12 protein-coding genes are annotated in these 17,563 nt (G+C 47.2%); 5 read left to right on the top strand and 7 right to left on the bottom strand.

Features of this window, described 5'->3' with window-relative positions; translation table 11 throughout:
- The first annotated feature begins 129 nt into the window (after nucleotides 1–129).
- The 4 genes from QK890_RS08475 (at nucleotide 130) to QK890_RS08460 (ending at nucleotide 3,338) form a co-directional block, all read left to right on the top strand.
- Nucleotides 130–969, top strand: a complete 840-nt coding sequence (locus QK890_RS08475) for a S1 RNA-binding domain-containing protein (RefSeq protein WP_005810722.1) — start codon at nucleotides 130–132, stop codon at nucleotides 967–969.
- Nucleotides 970–1,071: 102 nt separating this feature from the next.
- Entirely contained in the window at nucleotides 1,072–1,749 is a 678-nt protein-coding gene (locus QK890_RS08470; protein WP_122141464.1) for a DUF4476 domain-containing protein, read from the top strand.
- Between the two features lie 14 nt (nucleotides 1,750–1,763).
- Nucleotides 1,764–2,432, top strand: a complete 669-nt coding sequence (locus QK890_RS08465; RefSeq protein WP_005810718.1) for a DUF4476 domain-containing protein — start codon at nucleotides 1,764–1,766, stop codon at nucleotides 2,430–2,432.
- Between the two features lie 9 nt (nucleotides 2,433–2,441).
- On the top strand, nucleotides 2,442–3,338 hold the full coding sequence (locus QK890_RS08460; RefSeq protein ID WP_005810716.1) for a hypothetical protein: 897 nt from the start codon (nucleotides 2,442–2,444) through the stop codon (nucleotides 3,336–3,338).
- Nucleotides 3,339–3,929: 591 nt separating this feature from the next.
- Here QK890_RS08460 and QK890_RS08455 read toward each other — a convergent pair.
- Both QK890_RS08455 and QK890_RS08450 read right to left on the bottom strand, forming a co-directional pair.
- Nucleotides 3,930–4,283 (bottom strand): hypothetical protein, encoded by a 354-nt coding sequence (locus QK890_RS08455; protein ID WP_122141466.1) that lies wholly within the window; start codon nucleotides 4,281–4,283, stop codon nucleotides 3,930–3,932.
- Between the two features lie 551 nt (nucleotides 4,284–4,834).
- Nucleotides 4,835–6,757: a transglycosylase domain-containing protein gene (locus tag QK890_RS08450; protein WP_367627304.1), complete on the bottom strand. Its 1,923-nt coding sequence runs from the start codon at nucleotides 6,755–6,757 to the stop codon at nucleotides 4,835–4,837.
- A 163-nt stretch (nucleotides 6,758–6,920) separates the two neighbouring features.
- On the opposite strand from QK890_RS08450, the gene QK890_RS08445 reads away from it, so the two are divergent.
- A complete protein-coding gene (locus tag QK890_RS08445) occupies nucleotides 6,921–8,168 on the top strand; it encodes a DNA mismatch repair protein MutS (RefSeq protein WP_367627311.1) in 1,248 nt (415 codons plus the stop codon).
- Nucleotides 8,169–8,234: 66 nt separating this feature from the next.
- On the opposite strand, the gene QK890_RS08440 is transcribed toward QK890_RS08445, so the two are convergent.
- The 5 genes from QK890_RS08440 to QK890_RS08420 form a co-directional block, all read right to left on the bottom strand.
- Nucleotides 8,235–10,472, bottom strand: coding sequence for a TIM-barrel domain-containing protein (locus QK890_RS08440; protein WP_367627303.1), 2,238 nt, complete (start codon nucleotides 10,470–10,472; stop codon nucleotides 8,235–8,237).
- Between the two features lie 101 nt (nucleotides 10,473–10,573).
- On the bottom strand, nucleotides 10,574–12,289 hold the full coding sequence (locus tag QK890_RS08435; protein ID WP_367627302.1) for a RagB/SusD family nutrient uptake outer membrane protein: 1,716 nt from the start codon (nucleotides 12,287–12,289) through the stop codon (nucleotides 10,574–10,576).
- A gap of 16 nt (nucleotides 12,290–12,305) precedes the next feature.
- Nucleotides 12,306–15,476, bottom strand: a complete 3,171-nt coding sequence (locus QK890_RS08430; protein ID WP_032531749.1) for a TonB-dependent receptor — start codon at nucleotides 15,474–15,476, stop codon at nucleotides 12,306–12,308.
- A 209-nt stretch (nucleotides 15,477–15,685) separates the two neighbouring features.
- The gene (locus QK890_RS08425; protein WP_032531748.1) at nucleotides 15,686–16,615 is read right to left on the bottom strand and encodes a FecR family protein; all 930 of its coding nucleotides are present in this window, start codon (nucleotides 16,613–16,615) and stop codon (nucleotides 15,686–15,688) included.
- A 94-nt stretch (nucleotides 16,616–16,709) separates the two neighbouring features.
- The gene (locus tag QK890_RS08420; RefSeq protein WP_032531747.1) at nucleotides 16,710–17,270 is read right to left on the bottom strand and encodes an RNA polymerase sigma-70 factor; all 561 of its coding nucleotides are present in this window, start codon (nucleotides 17,268–17,270) and stop codon (nucleotides 16,710–16,712) included.
- Nucleotides 17,271–17,563 lie beyond the last annotated feature (293 nt).

Here is a 17,563-nt window from a genome sequence, read left to right as displayed (position 1 = left end):
AGTTTTGCGCTATAATGAAAAGTTATCGTCTGCGGATGATAACAAACAGATGCAGCGATATGTTTTTCGACGGCTTATTATTCTTACGTCTGTTTTTTATTTATCTTTGTCACAAACTGAATGAAGATTATGAGTATTGAATTAGGAAAATTCAACCAGCTTGAGGTAGTCAAGCAGGTAGATTTCGGTATGTATCTGGATGGCGGAGAAGAAGGCGAAATTCTGCTGCCTACCCGTTATGTGCCCGAAGATTGTAAGGTGGGAGACTGGTTGAACGTCTTCCTCTATCTGGATAATGAAGAACGGTTGATAGCCACTACGCTGACACCTTTGGTACAAGTAGGCGAGTTTGCTTGTCTGGAGGTATCCTGGGTCAATCAGTTCGGAGCTTTCCTCAATTGGGGACTGATGAAGGACCTGTTTGTCCCTTTCAGTGAGCAGAAGATGAAGATGCAGGTAGGGAATAAATACGTCATTCATGCCTACATTGACGATGAAAGTTTCCGCATCGTAGCTTCAGCCAAGGTAGACCGCTATTTGTCCAAAGAGAAAGCTCCTTATCAGCCGGGCGAAGAGGTGAACATACTTATCTGGCAGAAGACGGACCTTGGGTTTAAGGCGATCATTGAGAATATGTACAGTGGTTTGCTGTATGATAGTGAGATCTTTCAGACCTTACATACGGGCGATACGCTGAAAGCATATATTAAGCAGGTACGCGAAGACGGCAAGATAGACCTGATTCTCCAGAAACCGGGTTTTGAGAAAGTTGATGATTTCTCAAAAACACTTTACCACTATATTGCAGACCACGGCGGACGGATCGGATTGAATGACAAGAGCCCTGCCGAAGAGATTTACGATGTTTTCGGTGTCAGTAAGAAGACATTCAAGAAAGCCGTTGGCGACTTATATAAGAAACGTCTGATCCTGCTCCACGAAGACGGAATCGAGTTGGTTCGTCCCTAAACTGAATAGGGAAAACCCTACGTATGAATAGACAGAATCATTAGGGTGGGGAGTTTCCTCACCCTATTTTTGTGATATTAAAAACAATAAAAACTAAACGATATGCGAAAAGTAATCATAACCCTTTGTTTCTTGTTCGCTGCATTTATGGCACAAGCCGGAAGAATCAGCGGAATAAATATCCAGAGTGCAGGTGAGGCGATTCTTGTCTTTATGGATGGCGAACAGATATGCACGCCGACAGAGACTTGCTTCATAGCCAATTATTCGGGCAGACACCGCATAGAGGTATATGCCGCGCGCTATATCCCGCGCACCGGACAGAGTGTAAAAGGAGATTTGTTGTTTCAGGAATGGGTGTCAAATCCCGGTATGAACATACGGGATATCCGGGTAGGTAGAGACAATCGTCCCGATTTCCGTCCGGACCGTCCTGATTACCCCGACCGTCCGTCACGTCCCGGATACGGATATGATGTGGTGATGAACCGTGCAGAGTTCGACCGCTTTCTGAGAACAGTGAAAGATAAGTCTTTCGATTCTGACCGCAATAAACTGATCGAGACTACGCTTGTCTCTACCGGCTTTACTTCCGATCAATGCCTCCAGTTGGTTAAGTTGTTCAGTTTCGACAGTGAAAAAATAAAGCTGATGCAGGCCATGTATCCGCGGATTGTTGATAAACCGAATTTTTATCTGGTTATTGAGAGTCTGACCTTTCAGTCCGATAAGAATAAGATGAACGAATTTGTGAGAAAATACCATAGTCAACGTAACTAAAACCTATATAAATTATGAAAAAGATACATGTTTCAGCAATACTACTTTTGCTCGTTGTCATGAGTAGTTGTGCCAGCCTGTTGGCAGATTTCAGGAACAGCCAACTGATGGGTATTCAGAAAGGAATGACGCAACAAGAGGTGAAAACCATTCTTGGAGAACCGAACTACAGACGCTTTGATGGTGGCATGGAAGAGTGGGAATATCGCGGGTACCTTTCCAAAGCAGGGCCTTCGGTGATTTGCGTTAACTTTATAGACAACCGTGTCGTAGGGCTGGATTCGTTCAAGGACGGTGCACCCACTGTTCCTCCCGCTCCATCTTTCTCTTTAGGTATTGGCGGTACAGTTTCCGCTTCGGAAGTGGGGCATTCCTATAGCTACAGGGCAATGAGAAATGATGAATTTGCCCGCTTCCTGAATGATGCAAAGAGTAAAACATTCGACTCGGACAGGACGGACTTTATCGAAAAAGCAGCGAGTTCTACCGGGTTTACTTCAGAGCAATGCCGTAGACTGATAAAACTTTATAGCTTTGATGATGACCGGACTAAGGTGCTGAAGATACTTTACCCGAGTGTAGTGGATAAAGATAACTTCTCCATAGCAGTAGATGAACTGGACTTCCTGTCGAATCGGAGTACTGTGAAGGATTTTGTGAAGAATTATAATAGAACTAAATAGACTTGAGATATGAAGAAACGAGTACTGATATTCTTTCTGGCCATCGGAATCACTGCTGTAAGTAGTGTGAGCATGGCTGCCATGAGCAATAGCCGCATTCGTAAGGAGACTCGTTTCCTTACCGACAAGATGGCCTATGAATTGAACCTGAGTACGGGACAATATAATGATGTATACGAAATCAATTATGATTTTGTTTACTCCATCCGTTATCTGATGGACGATGTGATGCGGGGAGAAGAGTGGGCGCTCGATAAATACTATCGCACGTTGGATATTCGTAACGATGACTTACGATGGGTGCTGACTGCTTCACAGTATCGGCGTTTTATAGGGGTGGATTATTTCTATCGCCCGATTTACGCCAATGGCGGAGGCTGGAGCTTCCGGGTCTATATCCGGTATACAAACCATAACCACTTCTATTTCGGAAAGCCTTACCACTATAGCAGTTATTGCGGCGGACACTATCGTACGCACTATCATAACAGCTATTATCGCGGACGTTACCGGCATGATTTCTATTCCGGTTCCCACAGCATAAGAGATCACCGGAATTATAACACGCACCGTCGTTCCGATTTCGGTACGGTAACTATACGTCCTAATTCGGCACGGAGAGATGATGTGCGGAGGAATGATGTGCGGAGGGAAAGTTCTGCCTCACGAGATAAAAACAGGGTGACTCCGAGGAGTTCGGCAACTCCCAATAGGGTGACTCCTGAACGTACGGATAGCAGACGCAGTAGTAGCCGGAGCCAGGAGAGGGTGAAGAGTAATAATGGCACCCGAAGTTCAGTCTCTGAGCGTTCTTCTTCAAGCAGACGCAGCAGTGGAAATTCTGCTTCAGGCAGTAGCCGTAGTTCTTCTTCCCGCTCGTCGGAAAGAGGGAGCCGGGATAAATAACGTCAGTTCGACGAATTTTATTTGTCTGCATTTCGATCTTCCATCTTCCACCTTTTTGCGTTTATTACTCTAATAATCAAAGAAATATCCGGGTGGAAGATCGCATTTTTCAGCCCTTTATCTTCCACCCGTATCTTCCATCTTCCACCTACTGTTTTAAGGCAAAAATAAGGCGTAAAATGCTGGTCATCAGCCGAAAGATACGCCTTGCTTAAGCAAATACACCTCTTAAAGCATTTCGTTTTCCCTTGTTGTTTAACCGGAAATGGTGCAATCTGCATCCGGTTCCGGGCAGGCGTGCCCATGAGCCCGGGTACACGTGCCCATGAGTCCGTATACCTGGGCTTATAAGCCCAGGTATACGGGACGAGATAAAGATACCGACATGGATGATTAAATATTGATAATTAGATGATTAAATATGAAATAGAATAGAGAAACGATTCATGTGAACTGGTTAAATGAAAGAAAAAGAACCGCTGTCCTCCGGGGGGTAGAGTGGCAGCGGTTCGACGAGTTAACTGGTTTGGTGAGTCGGATTTAGATTTAAAGTCAATTATAAAAGAGAATTTATTATGAAAGATCAAAGTACTATAGCCCGTCTATAATGACAGGCGTTTTGTGATAATGGTTCTTTTTGCATATTTGATTGATCCGGGATATATATTTGGAAGTGGCATACGCCTGGCTTGGTGTACGTTTCAGGCACGAATATTTCACTTTATGAATTTCTAAAAGAAGTTCGGCTACAAAGACAATCATGTCTGCACGTTCGATATGGGAAGGTGAACAGAAACACTCTGAATATTCATAATCCTGCGTAGAGAGTGTATAATGCAGAATCTTTTTACCTCGCTGAAAAATAAAATCCAACCGATACCAACCGTTTGCGTTGGTTCTGCGGCGGTGGAAAGACAAGATTTTGATAGTAGATTGTTTGCCCATAGCTCAAACGTATATCGGGCAGGGAAAAATGAACGGCCCTGCTGACCCGCTGAACTACATCATTCCATTGCAGAGCAAGAAAAGCATATATGCTGACCCATTACGGTATCAGACACGGGGGCAGAGCCGTCTTTTATCCAGAAGCTGCGGACATAAATAAATTATGCCCGTAGCTAAAGTTAGACAAAGAATGCTTTCTATGTCTTGCTCTCCAAGCGAGAGAATGTTGTAGTTCACCACAAAGATGGTGATAATTTCTGAATTGCCATAGCAAACGGCTAAAAAATGTACAATGAAACACTTTTTGCGGCGGAATTGTTTGCTGAATACCCTTTGTATAGGGGGACTTAACAAAAAAAGAACGGTTCTGTGTCGGTAAATGCTCTCTTAGTAGATAAATCAGTTAGGATGGGGATGTGTCAAAAGCCTTTTCACCACATAGATTATCACAGATTAACAACTTTACTAATCAATGACTTAAAATTCACTCTGTGTCCTCTGTGTCCTCTGTGGTGAGTTTCCCCCCTATTCTGCTTTTGGTATCTGATAAATTACTGTATGCTGTCTCTCTCCAAGTCTTTCCTTGCTTCGCCGGTCACATTTATCTCCGGGCGAATACTGTCCGCCGCCGCTTCGCTGATAACTCCTTTTTTTGCCAGTCGTTCGGCTATCAATCGATAATAGTCTTCCAGGTTTTCTTTCAGTTTCATGTCACCGGTGAACGAATTTCGGAAATGCTTGGGCTTCGGAATGATGGATGCCAGGAAGATGGACTCCTCGGCTGTCAGTTGAGACGGGCGTTTTTTAAAGTAGTAGGCAGCAGCCTCCTGTGCTCCGTAGACAAGCGGCCCCCATTCCACTATGTTCAGATATACTTCGTACATCCTGTCTTTGGAAGTGAGACGTTCCGTTTCTATCAGCCAGACGATCAGGGCTTCTTCCAGTTTCCGGGCGATGTTTTTGTTCCGGTTCAGGAATACGTTTTTTACCAGTTGCATGGTGATGGTACTTCCCCCACGGGCAAAACGTTTCACTTTCAGGTCTTGTATCAATGCTTCACGCATGGCATCGGGAAGAAAGCCCCGGTGATAGTAGAAGGCTCCGTCTTCACTTTGCATCACAGACATTTGCAATAGTGGGGAGATGCTGTCCAGTGGCGTGAAATGTTCCCATGAGGGGCCTATAGGGAAAGTGCGTACCGGCTGTCCGTTTTCGTAAGCCGTATAGATAAACTCTTCCGACATTTTACCAAGGTCTGTGGCTCCGTATTTCACGATGCGGAAGTTTCTCTCCTTTAATTCCGATTCCAGCTTCAGGCTGTCCGGTAGGGCAAAGTCCACATCCAGCAAGAAATGATAGGACAGTTCGCCTTCCGTCTTTATCCCTTCCAGATTGCTGAATAATCCTTTGGGGAGCGAGCCGAAGAGTTCGTTTGCCGGAAACCAAGACTTGTTTAAAGCTGCTGTGAAGTGCCATTGGTGTTCTCTCTTCTCAGCTTTCAGATAAGGATGAAGCTGCATCTGGTTGAATTGTACCAAGGTTGTGCTGTCCAGTTCGGCGAACTCTTTACCCACAAGAATCCGGTAGGATATTTGTCCGCGGTCCAGATTGACTGTTTGAGGGGAAAGAGCTTTGTGATACACTTCAAGTCCGTTGACTGCTGCTTGTCCTGTCAGTATAATCTGACCGCTGTTTCCTTCCGATTCAGTCAGGCTATAGGTAAGGGTATCCAAGCGAATGTCCGCACCGAAACGGCGTTTGAGATAGGGGAGGGCGATTTTTTCCTTATGCTGTGCATAAAGTTCGGCTTTTAGCGTGTGGTGGCTTCGGTTTACCTCTCCACAGGTGGTCCAGTGTTGGCTTACCGAATCTTCCTGTACTTCGATATCGGAGTTGAAATGGTTTTGCCGTATGCTTAATTGCGGGATGCGGATGGCTACGAAGTTACGGTCTTTCCGTTCGCTGACGTCGACTTGACGCAGTGTTCCGTTTTCGGGTAAGAAACCATAGAGCAGGTTCAGTATCCTGTTCACTCTGTGGGCATAGTCGGCTTGTGCCGAACCGGCCGGTACCTCCTGTTCCTTTTTCAGGAAGAGGAAGTCATAATTTGCTGTGCTGTCTGCTTTGATGAATGAAACTTTCAGCCGGTCGGCGGTTACGTTGCGTACTTCGATCTTTCCGCGTAGCAGTTTCCAGAAGCTGAGGCGCATGTTCAGGGCATGCAGGGTGAGGAGGGTGTCCCGCTTGTCAGGGACTACGGAAAGATTGCTCAGCTCGATTTCGTTCAGCCCTTTCATTCGCAAGGCATCGTAGCGGATGGATAATCCGTATTTTTGTTCGGTGCGCAGTATCCGCTTGCCAACCATTCGGCAGAGAATTCCGTTGCGTCCCCAATATAAACCTGTCAGAACAAGGATCAGGACACTTCCTGTAATGATGAGAGCGATGCTCCCTTTCGTACGATATTTTCCCATTATGATATGTAAACTACGGATTTATCGGCTGCAAAGTTATACAATTCCGGGAGGATGGATGATGCTCTTTCCGGAAAAATATTCTATCTTTGAGAAATCGATCATATGAGATACCGTGAAACAACTACGAACAGATAGACAGACTCTCAATGACTTAGGAGTGATGGAGAGTACGTACGGAGAGAAAACTCTTTTCTCTCTCTTTGACATGACGGAAAGTGACGGAGGAAAGAGGTGCTTGGAAGATTGGGTAACCCATCCCATATCCGATTGGCAGATGCTGCATGAAAGGCAGGAGGCAATCCGGTGTCCGGACTTCCCCGAAATACGTATTTGCAGGGAAGAGTTGGATTTTATAGAGTTTTATCTTAGTCAGGGAGACCGTCCGACAAGGGTTACTTATCTGGAATCTGTTTTATCACGTGCTTTCAGGGTGTTCAGAAGCACTCCCGAACGCTATATCATTCAGAGAGGAACAAAGTTGCTTGAAAACGTCTTGCTGGAACTGAAGATTTTTGCGGATCATGTGACCGCACTTTCTCCCCGGTTAATCCGCAGCATGGTAGCTACTGTCCTGGAGACTTATCAGGTTACGGAGTTGGGCAAAGTGGTAGAATCCTGCGGACAGGAGGACGGTTTTTACCGGACCGACCGACTGGATTATATTTTCCGCTATCGGCGCAACCATACCATTGCTGATCTTCTTTCGATTGTATATCAATTGGATGCCATCCGTACCATGCACCGTACGGCTGTTACGAAAGGATGGTGTTTTCCTACGTTTACGACCGATGGCAAATTTGTGCTTCGTGACTTTTACCATCCTCAGGTGAAAGATGCGGTGAAGAACGACTGGGATATGGAGCATGGGAATATCTGTATCTTTACAGGATCAAATATGGCCGGTAAATCCACGACCTTGAAAGCGATAGCGTCCGCCGTATGGCTGGCTCATGCCGGATTTCCGGTGCCTGCTTCTTCTATGGTCTGTCCGGTGTTTGATGGTATCTTTACTTCTATCAATCTTCCGGATTCGTTAAGGGATGGGCGCAGTCATTTTTATGCGGAAGTACTCCGGGTGAAAGAGGTGTTGCAACAGATTAATGAAGGTAACCATTGTTTTGTGCTGTTCGACGAATTGTTCAGGGGGACCAATGCACGGGATGCTTTTGAAGCATCGGTAGCCGTGACCGAAGTGCTCAGGGAGAAGGTTCACAGCCGTTTCCTGATATCCACGCATATCATAGAACTGGCCCGGAGGCTGGATGGAGACGATTCTTGTTGCTTTTATTACCTGGAATCTGCCATAACAGATGACGAACTGGTATGTAACCATAAAGTGAAGCCGGGTATTTCGGAGTCCAGGGTCGGATACTGGATTGTGAAGAGAGAACTTGCCGGAATGCAGTAATCGGATATGGAGGGTGTGCCGGGAGCCTGCCACAGCCTGACGGGTTCCCGGCACATCCTCGTGTTATTACTGTATCTTGATTACAACCGGTTTACGGATGTCCGTAACCTTGACTTGCACTACAATTCCGTTTAATTCCTTATCCGGAGTGGCTCTTACCTTTTTACCGTTCACCTGTATGCGGGCTTGTGTCGTGACTCCCGGCAGTTCAATCCGGTAAGCACGTTTCCGGGGCTGCCCTTCATAGGTCCCTTCTGCCGGCGACACGGTGATGATTGTTTGTTCTCCGGTCTTCTGATAGTTGAGGCGGGTGGTGGCATACTTGCCGGCCAGATAATCCTGCGTCAGTCCGTCATCCTCGTACAGGGTGTAAGTGTTGTCCGCTCCCTCTTCTTCCGGATAGCAACGCACGGTCAGTTCGGTGAGCGGGGTGGAGCACATTCTTTCCGTATATGGCTGCATCGGCAGCGGATGGCCTCCTTTGATAAACAAGGGGAATTCGTCCAGTGGGCTTTCTGTCTTTATGACTTGTCCACCCTCTTGTTTCTCGCCGGTGAAGAAGTTATACCAGCTTGTTCCGCCCGGCAGCCAGACTTCTTGTGTGGCTGTTTTCTTCTCTCCTTTGCCTTTTGTAGTGATGGGGGCACCCAGTAAGAGATCTCCGAACAGGAATTGTCCCGGATATTGATAGGCTTTTTCTTCTTCCGGATATTCGATGTACATGCCCCGGTTGAGCGGCAACATATCCGTATGGCACTGGCGGACGGAGGAGTAAATGTAGGGCATCAGCTGCGAGCGCAGGTGATAAATCCTGTGCATGGCCTTTTCTGCCTCTGTCCCCCAAAGCCAGGGGCGGCGGTCGAGTTTTTTGTCATATACCGAGTGGATGCGGAGTGAGGAGTTCAGCAGTCCGAATTGTGTCCAGCGGGTATAGAGTTCCGGATCGGTTCCGTCATAGAATCCACCGAGATCGTGTGCCCAGAAGAAACAGCCCGCATTGCCGCTGGTAGTCGTCAGGTCAACCTCAAAGCGGAGCAAGTCCCAGTTGCCCACGGCATCTCCAGAGAACTGGATCGGATGGCGATGGTCTCCCCAACCTGCCCAACGGCTGAATCCTGCACCGCGGAGGCGGTTACCGGCCGAGTAGTTATAATAAATGTGGTTCAGCCAGGGAAGGTGTTTCATGTTTGTACCTCGTACCAGCGGATACAGATAATCTTGTTGCCAGTCGAGCCACCAGAATGCTACACCCATGGAGTCGCTTTCCTGATGGGCATGTTTCATGAAGGCATTCATATAATTGCGGTCGCCTGCGTCAAACAAGGGTACGCCGGTTTTCAGCGTATCTGCTCCCAGGTCACGTATGAATGCTTTGTAGCTGTCCTCGTGCGGGCGGATACCGTCGTGCGGATGTTCGTTCAGTACCACGTAAATATGGTCGTCTTTGAAGTCGCTTATCAGCTTCTCCGGTTCCGGAATCAGTTTCCGGTTCCAGCTGTAACCCGTCCAGCCGCGTGTGCCGGCATGTCCGGTTCCCACTTTGGCGTTTTGCGTATGCCATCCCATGTCGAACACCATGATGTCGAGTGGGAAGTCGTGTTCGCGATATTCACGTACCAGTTGACGGTAGTCTTCGTCCGTATAATTCCACCAGCGGCAATACCAGGAACCGTGTACATATTTGCGGGTCATCGGTGACGGACCGCTGACTGCCTGAAGCGATTTCAGGGCTGCCTTGTAGTCATTGCCGTAAACAAACAGATACAAATCCTGTACATGGCTGCGGTCGCGTTCGGTGACCCATCCGTTTTTCAGGATTTCTTTGCCGGTGTCGTTAATCAGGTACCATCCATCGCGGCTCAATAATCCTTCCTGTCGGTCGATGGGGCCGTCTACATCGTCGAGCGTGGTCACCGGTCCCAGCAGGTTCCGGCTTTGGCGGCTGGCTATGTACCAACGCGTCTCTTTGGGTGCGTTTCCGTTTCTGAAGTAGACAAACAGGTTGGTTTGCCCGAAGGGGAATCCGTCGTTGTAGTACTCGATGCGCAGGACGGGGGTGGTCATTACGTAGCGGTTGCCCTCTTTTCTCTCCACTTTTACGTCGGTACATCTGGGAGTGCGGTCGACAGCGAAGAGTGTAGAGTCATTCAGGAACTGTCCTTGCTGTGCGTACTCCATACGCACCAGATGGTCGGTGATGAACGTGAACCGGCTGTTGCCTATAACTACCGGATTTGAACAGAAGGACGGCAGGCAGAAGAGTAGCCCGGCTATCCGGAGAATGGTTCGTTGGATGTTTCTCATGTCGTTTTTATTTTCGTTAATTGAACTGTTCAGGTTGTATTTTCATTTCATACGAGGGACCCTCGCATACCCGGACGAGGGTCCTTCATAAGATTCTCCTTTTATGGATTCTGTTCCAGTACTCCCGGATACGAGTCGATCTCACGTTGCGGGATGAACTCGATTGCTGCCGGATCATCGGCAGAAATGGTCAGGCGAACCGAGGTTGCGGCGCCACGGTCGTGAGTACCCGGATAACTGCGGTTCATCGTCAGTCCGTTGCGGAAGATGTCGAAACGGCGATGACCTTCGAAGGCCAGCTCTTTGCGACGTTCTTCCAACACGTATTCCAGCAGGGGTTTGCCCGGTTTCATCTCTTTTGCCGTGAGTGCCGGGATGTGTGCACGGGTACGGATCACGTTCAGGTCTGCCAAAGCATCGCCCAGTGCCGGTTCTTTTGCATACGCTTCCGCACGGTTCAGGTACATCTCGCCCAGGCGGAGAACGGTTGGCGACCACAGTTGAGGCTGGTTCTCCTGCTTGGAGCATTTGTATACATAGTACTTCGGGTAGTCGTTGCGTTTTGCCATCAGGTTCTGGATGGTTACGTAATGCTTTTCGTACGTGCCCGGATTGGGGTTATCCTTGCCCTGTTTCAGTCTCGATTCCACGTAATAGCCTCCGGCATCCTGCTTCATGGCCAGTGTGTCTTTGTATTCGTACTTCGACAGATAAGCGTCCTTGATGCGATAGTTTCCGTTTTCTTCCACGATTTCATTCCAGCGGTAGTACTTTCTGGGCACTCCGTCTTCTTCGGAAGATTCGATGTAGATAAACTCTTTGCGATATTCGCCCGTATCATCGTCTTTCAGATATTGTGGAACGATGTAGCGTGAGCGCAGATCTTCCGGATATTCGGCATACGCATCCCGGAGTGGTTCGGAAGCGTACAACTCTCCCCAACCCACACCGTCGATGTTGGCATAAAAGCCTCCGATGGAGTTCCAGCCATAGTCGTCTTTATCTTTGGTGCAACGGATGGCGAAGATGATTTCCGGATTGTCCTCGGGCACCAGTACATTGGCTGTGGCATACGTTTCTCCTTCCAATAGTGTGCGTCCCGAGCTTTCTATCACCTCCGTTGCATATTCGGCAGCCAGTTTATTGTTACCCATATACAGGTAGACACGTGACAGTAGCGCTTTGGCGGCACTGGGGCCGGCGTAGATATTCGATTCCGAGTTCAACAGGGCTTCCGCTTTCTTCAGGTCTTTCAGGATCTGTTCGTAAGATTCCTTCACGGTAGAGCGCATCGGATAGTCGTTTACGTCCGCCGTCAGTTTCAGGGGAATCCCCAGGTTGGTTTCCGGCGATTGGTTGTAAGGGCGTCCGAAGACGTTGACCAGTACAAATTGCAGCCATCCTCTGAGGAAGTAGTTTTCACCGATCAGCTGATCCATCTCTTTGCTTTCCCCCTCTTGTGCCTTCTCAAGTATCTTGTTCGAATTGATGATGGAGCGGTAGGCCCATCCCCACATGTTGGACATGTGGTAGTTGTCCGTGATGCGCTGATAGTTGTAGATGTACATTAAGGCATCCGACGATACACCGCTCAATGACACGTTGTCACTGGCCAGTTCGCCTGCATAGTGCCATCCCTGGTGGAAAGCGGTTTTTTTGAATACGGCATAGTTGCCGCGGGTGGCAGACAACAACGATTCATAGCTGCCGTCCAGTTCGTCTTCCGTCAGCTGGTTATAGGGGAGTTCCTCTATGGAGCAGGCCGAGAACCCGATCAGAGAAACGAATAAGCAAGATACGATATGTTTGATTTTCATAATATGACGTGATTTTTTAGAATGAAACATTAAGACCGAACACGATTCTTCTGCTCAACGGATAGATGGTACCTGCATAGCCGTCCGTGCTGCTGTCCGACAGTTGCGGAGATACACCCGAGAACGGAGTAAACGTGAACAGGTTGTCGGCACTGCAAGAGACGTTGACCCGTTGCAATCCCAGTTTTCCGCATAGCTTTTCCGGTATGGAATATCCCAGTGACAGGTTGCGCAGGCTGAAGTAGTTGCCTTTCTCCAGATAGCGTGAAGACGATTTGTTGGAGTTCTTATTACCGCCGTTGATGGCTTTTGGATGCGTGGCGATGTCTCCTTCCTTTTCCCAGCGTTTCCATCCGCTTTTCAACTTCATAGAGTTGTAGTCGGCATAGGCACCGTCGGAGTCAAGCAATTCACGGGATTGGTTGTAGAGCAGGTTGCCATATACAAAGTCGAAGTTGGCAGTCAGCGTAAAGCCTTTGTAAGTGAACGAGTTCATCCATCCGCCGGTGAACTTCGGTGCGGCAGAACCACAGTATACGCGGTCGGCTTTATTATAAGAGTCGGTGGTGACACGGTTGCCGTTTTCGTCGGTGGTATACCACAGCGGAGAACCGTTGGCAGGATCTACGCCGGCCCATTCTCTCAGGTACCATTCGTCCATATCCCGTCCCTCTTCCAGACGTTTCAGACCCTTCAGTTCCGGTTTACCTCCATAAAGTTCGGTTACCCGGTTCCGGTTGAATCCGATGTTGAAATCGCTGGTCCATTGGAATTTGGACGTACGGATGACATCTGCGTTGAGGCTGATCTCGATACCCTTGTTATTGATGGCACCTACATTTTTGTATTGTCCCGTATAACCCGATATATTGGGCAGCGGGGCGTAGTACAATAAGTCCGAGGTATTTTTGTTGTACAGGTCGATGGTAACCCCGAAACGGTCGAAGAACCGTGCGTCAATACCGATGTTGGTAGTGTAACACTTTTCCCATGACAGGTCAGCATTTCCCATTTGTGAGGGGAAATAGGCAACTTCATCATTGTACATCATTGAAGAATAGAGCGGATAATGACCATAGTATGCTCCGGGAGTGTTTCCCAAAGAACCGTAACTCACTCTCACTTTCAGTTGGTCGATGGATTCACGGAGAGACTCGAAGAAAACCTCGTTCTGGATATTCCAGCCACCACTGACTGTGAAGAAGTGCCCCATGCGGTTGTTTTTACCGAAACAAGACGATTCGTCCATACGATAAGACACTTGTCCCATGTAGCGGTTGTCATAATCATAGTTAGCGTTGAACAAGGCCGATTGAGTGGCGATGGCATCTTTGTATCCACCGATGGATTTGATTCCGGTCGTTACATCCAGAATCTCTCTGCCCGGCTGGATGCCTCTTCCTTCGGCAGAAGTCGATTCATAAAAGTGGCGGGTGTATTCGTAAGCTCCTAATGCGTTTACCTTGTGTTTGCCGAATGACTTTTCAAAACGTATCATCTGGTTGGTGAACTGCTTGGTCAGTAACGAATTGGAGTTTGACAGAGAGCCTTTGTCCGATTGTCCCGAACGCGAACGCTTGTCCGTATAGCTTTCGGAGCGGTTACTGATGTAACGGATGTAGTTGTTCGATTCGAAGCGCAACCAATCCGTAATCTGGTAATTGAAATTGATGGTCCCGTCAACCGTCAGCTTCTTTGAACGGCCCCAGTTCCATTGCAGGTCATACATGTCGTTGATCCCGTCACGCCCTCTCCAGTCCTGCTCTTGTCCCGAGCGGATGGAGCCGTCTTCATTGTACGGATAATCCCAGGGCAGATAGAGGTAGGTGTTGTACACACTGCGCTGTTGGCTGTCTGTGCGTGACAACGAACCCGAAATCTTGGTTGACATCGTGAAGCGGTCTGTAAACTTCACATCGTTGTTGGAGCGGAAAGTGAAGCGGTCCAGTGTAAAGTCCTTGATGGCACCCTCTTCGCGATAATAGTCTGCCATGACGAACGAACGCATGCGGCCGCTGCTTCCGGTATAGGTAATGTTTGCGTTGGTATATAATCCCGGTTTGGAAGCTTCTTTAAACCAGTCCGTGTTGTGTTTCAGCAGTTCTTCCGTGAACCATGACTGATTGTTCCAGGACTTCTGGTAGTCGTAAAGCTCCTGTGAATTCATCATTTCAAGACGTCCGGTCGAGAGCAGCGATACACCGGCATTCACCGAAATGCTATATTTGTTGGCATCGTATTCACCTCTTTTAGTCGTAACTACAATGACCCCGTTGGCAGCACGCGAACCGTATAATGCCGTAGCCGAGCCGTCTTTCAATACGCTGATGTTGTCTATTTCATTCGGGTTCAGTCCCGGATCTTCACCTACGATCACACCGTCGACTACCCAAAGCGGGGAGACTGATGAATTCAGCGTGCCTTTACCGCGGATGCGGATTTTGCTGGCCTGTCCCGGCTCGCCGGATGAACCGGAGACGTATACACCCGAAACCTTTCCTTGAAGCATGTTTCCCACTTCCAGTGTGTTTACGTCCTTCAGTTTATCGGCTTTCACAACAGCCACTGAGCCGGTTACGGCCGATTTTGTTTGCACGGTATAGCCCACCACGACAACCTCTTCCAGCGTCTTACTGTCTTCCAGTAACTTGATGTTCAATGTCTTCTGAGAGCCTACTTTAACCGTTTGAGTCAGATAACCGATGAAGGAAACCACCAGTTCGTCACCAACTGCCGCTTCGATGGAGAATTCACCGTCAATGTTGGTACTCACGCCTGTAGCGGTACCTTTTATCATAATATTGGCACCGATGATGGTTTCTCCTTTGATGTCTTTCACCACTCCTGTGATGATACGCTTTTGCAGGGAAGCGTCTGTCTGGTTTGTTTTTGCCATCAACATGATGTTATGGCCCTCCATGGCATAGCCTACATTGGTGTTACGGAATAGAGAAGAGAGCACCTCGGCTACCCGTTGCTGTTTTACGTTTACGGTTGTGTGCTGATTGACATCGACTTCTTTCTCGGAGTATACGAACAGATAGTCGGTCTGGCGTTCTATTTCGCTCAAGACTTCCCGGATTGGTTTGTTGTTTTTCGAGATAGATACCTTTGTTTCCTGAGAGTTCGCATTGTTGGCGAATACTCCTGAAATGAAAACGAAAAGGAATAAAACTATCATTTTCATAGTATGTGAAATTGATTTATTTACGATTTTACTTGTTTTTATCAGAGTGTTTTTCATACATTTGTACACTGTGTTAATTAATACTCACTAAGTTTTCGCAGACTGGGGTATTGTTAACCCGGAGCCGGAAGTGTGCCACCACTTTCGGCTCTTTTTGTTCTTATGTTTTCATTTGTTCCGGTTTTTAATTTAAAGTTAATACTTGGTTTTTAGTTTATAGTAATGGTATTATGTTCTTCGTCGCGTTTATAGGTGAATTTACATTTCAATTGAAGTACTTTCAGCACATGTTCCACACCATCTCTGATACGGAACTTTCCGGTAAACCGTACATTCGCCAGTGACTCTTTTTCCAAGACGAATTTTACATCGTAATATAGACCTAACTGGCGGATGATTTCATCCATACGTGTGTTGTCGAAATAGAGGATTCCTTGCATCCACAATGCCCGGTTCCATTCGCTGATACTCTCTTTCCGGAGCTGACCGGCTTTGCCGAACAGACGTTCGTTGGGTTGCAGTCTTACTTTCTTACCGGTAGTGGTCTCGCTCACCTCAACCGAACCTTTCAGGAGCACCGTTTCAAAGAAATCCTGGTCTTTATACATCATCACATTAAATTCCGTACCCAGTACCCTTACTTCATATTCTTTGGCTTGCACGATAAAGGGCTTTTTTTCGTTTCTTGCCACCTGAAAGTACCCTTCACCATCCAATGTCACCCTGCGCTCTTTCCGGTCAAACCGGTCGGGGAATGTGAGTGTCGAATTTGAATTCAGGCATACTCGTGTTCCGTCGCCCAGTGTCAGTTCTGCCCGTTGTCCCGAAGGAACATGTATGGCTCTCAGATCCGGGGTCTGTTTCCCTCTTTCCGGCGCCAGGAAATAAACAGAGGTAACTGCTATGAGGAAGATAGCGGCGATTTTAATGATCTCCCGGATGAAGGGGAGTGTAAACCGTTTCTTTCCCTCTATGACTGTTGCCGGTTTTTCTTGCCAGAGAGTGATGTCGTACAACTTTCTCAAGGCCAGATATTCGCGCATGTGTTGTGGGTCGGCATCCAACCATTGCGCTACCATCTGTTTTTCTTCCGTACTGGCATCTCCTGCAAGATATCTGTTGAGTATCTCTTGATTCATAATTTATTAAGAGTTCTTGATGAACGTTTTTCGATCCGTTACATATATAAGACGATAGAAATGAATGTAACCCTAATCAGTTTCTTCATTTTTTTTAGTGAAAATAGAAAAAGAAGTAAAAAAGAGGTAGATAATCTTTGAGTGAAACGCGAAATTCTTTGAGTGCTTTCGATATGTGATATTCCACTCCTTTAACTGTAATGTGCAGTTCTTCAGCTATTTCCTTATTCATCTTGTTCTCGAAACGGCTTTTCTCAAATACCCGGCGGGTCTGTTCCGGAAGTGAGCGTAAAGTAGCCTGAATAATTTTGTTAACTTCGGCAGAAAAAATCTCCGATGGGTCGCAAGCTTCCAGACTGGATACACGAATGTCCAGTTCACGGACACAAAGTTCGCTCAATTCGGACATCGCGTTCAGTTTGTTCTGTTCCAGACGCAGGTAATCCAGTGATTTGTTCTTCAGGATAGTGAGTAACATAGCCTGGGGAGAATTTATAATATCAGATTTCAGCTTCTCCCATAGCTTTATCAGGGCTTCGGCAGCGATGTCTTCTGCTGCCTGTTCGTCGTGTACATACGATCTGGCAAACAAGAAAGACTTTCTGTAGTAGAGAGTATAGAGAGTATTAAAACTGTTGATATTTAAGTCGTCCATCCTAATATTCCGTACCTGGGTATTTTTCTGTATTATCTAAATGCGCTGCAAGGTATGAAAAAAAAAGCAAAAGAGGATTAAAAGGTGTGTGTTTTCCTTTTTTCTGATATAAAATGTCCGCTAATGTAAGTGATATGTCCGTTACTGAACATCTCTTCGTTTTATTTATATGCTGATAATTAGATAGTTGTATGCTTGGCACATTACTTGTACAGGGATAAACGGGTGAGTTGTCCGGTCGTGGTGTAACTTACTCTTAGATTGTAATTTTGATTGATAAAGGGTGGAATGTG

Origin of the sequence: Bacteroides sp. NGMCC 1.200775 (genome assembly GCF_040798045.1) — a bacterium.
GTDB lineage: Bacteria > Bacteroidota > Bacteroidia > Bacteroidales > Bacteroidaceae > Bacteroides > Bacteroides hominis.
The sequence above is the reverse complement of the archived record's forward strand: the minus strand, read 5'-3'. Positions and strand labels throughout refer to the sequence as shown.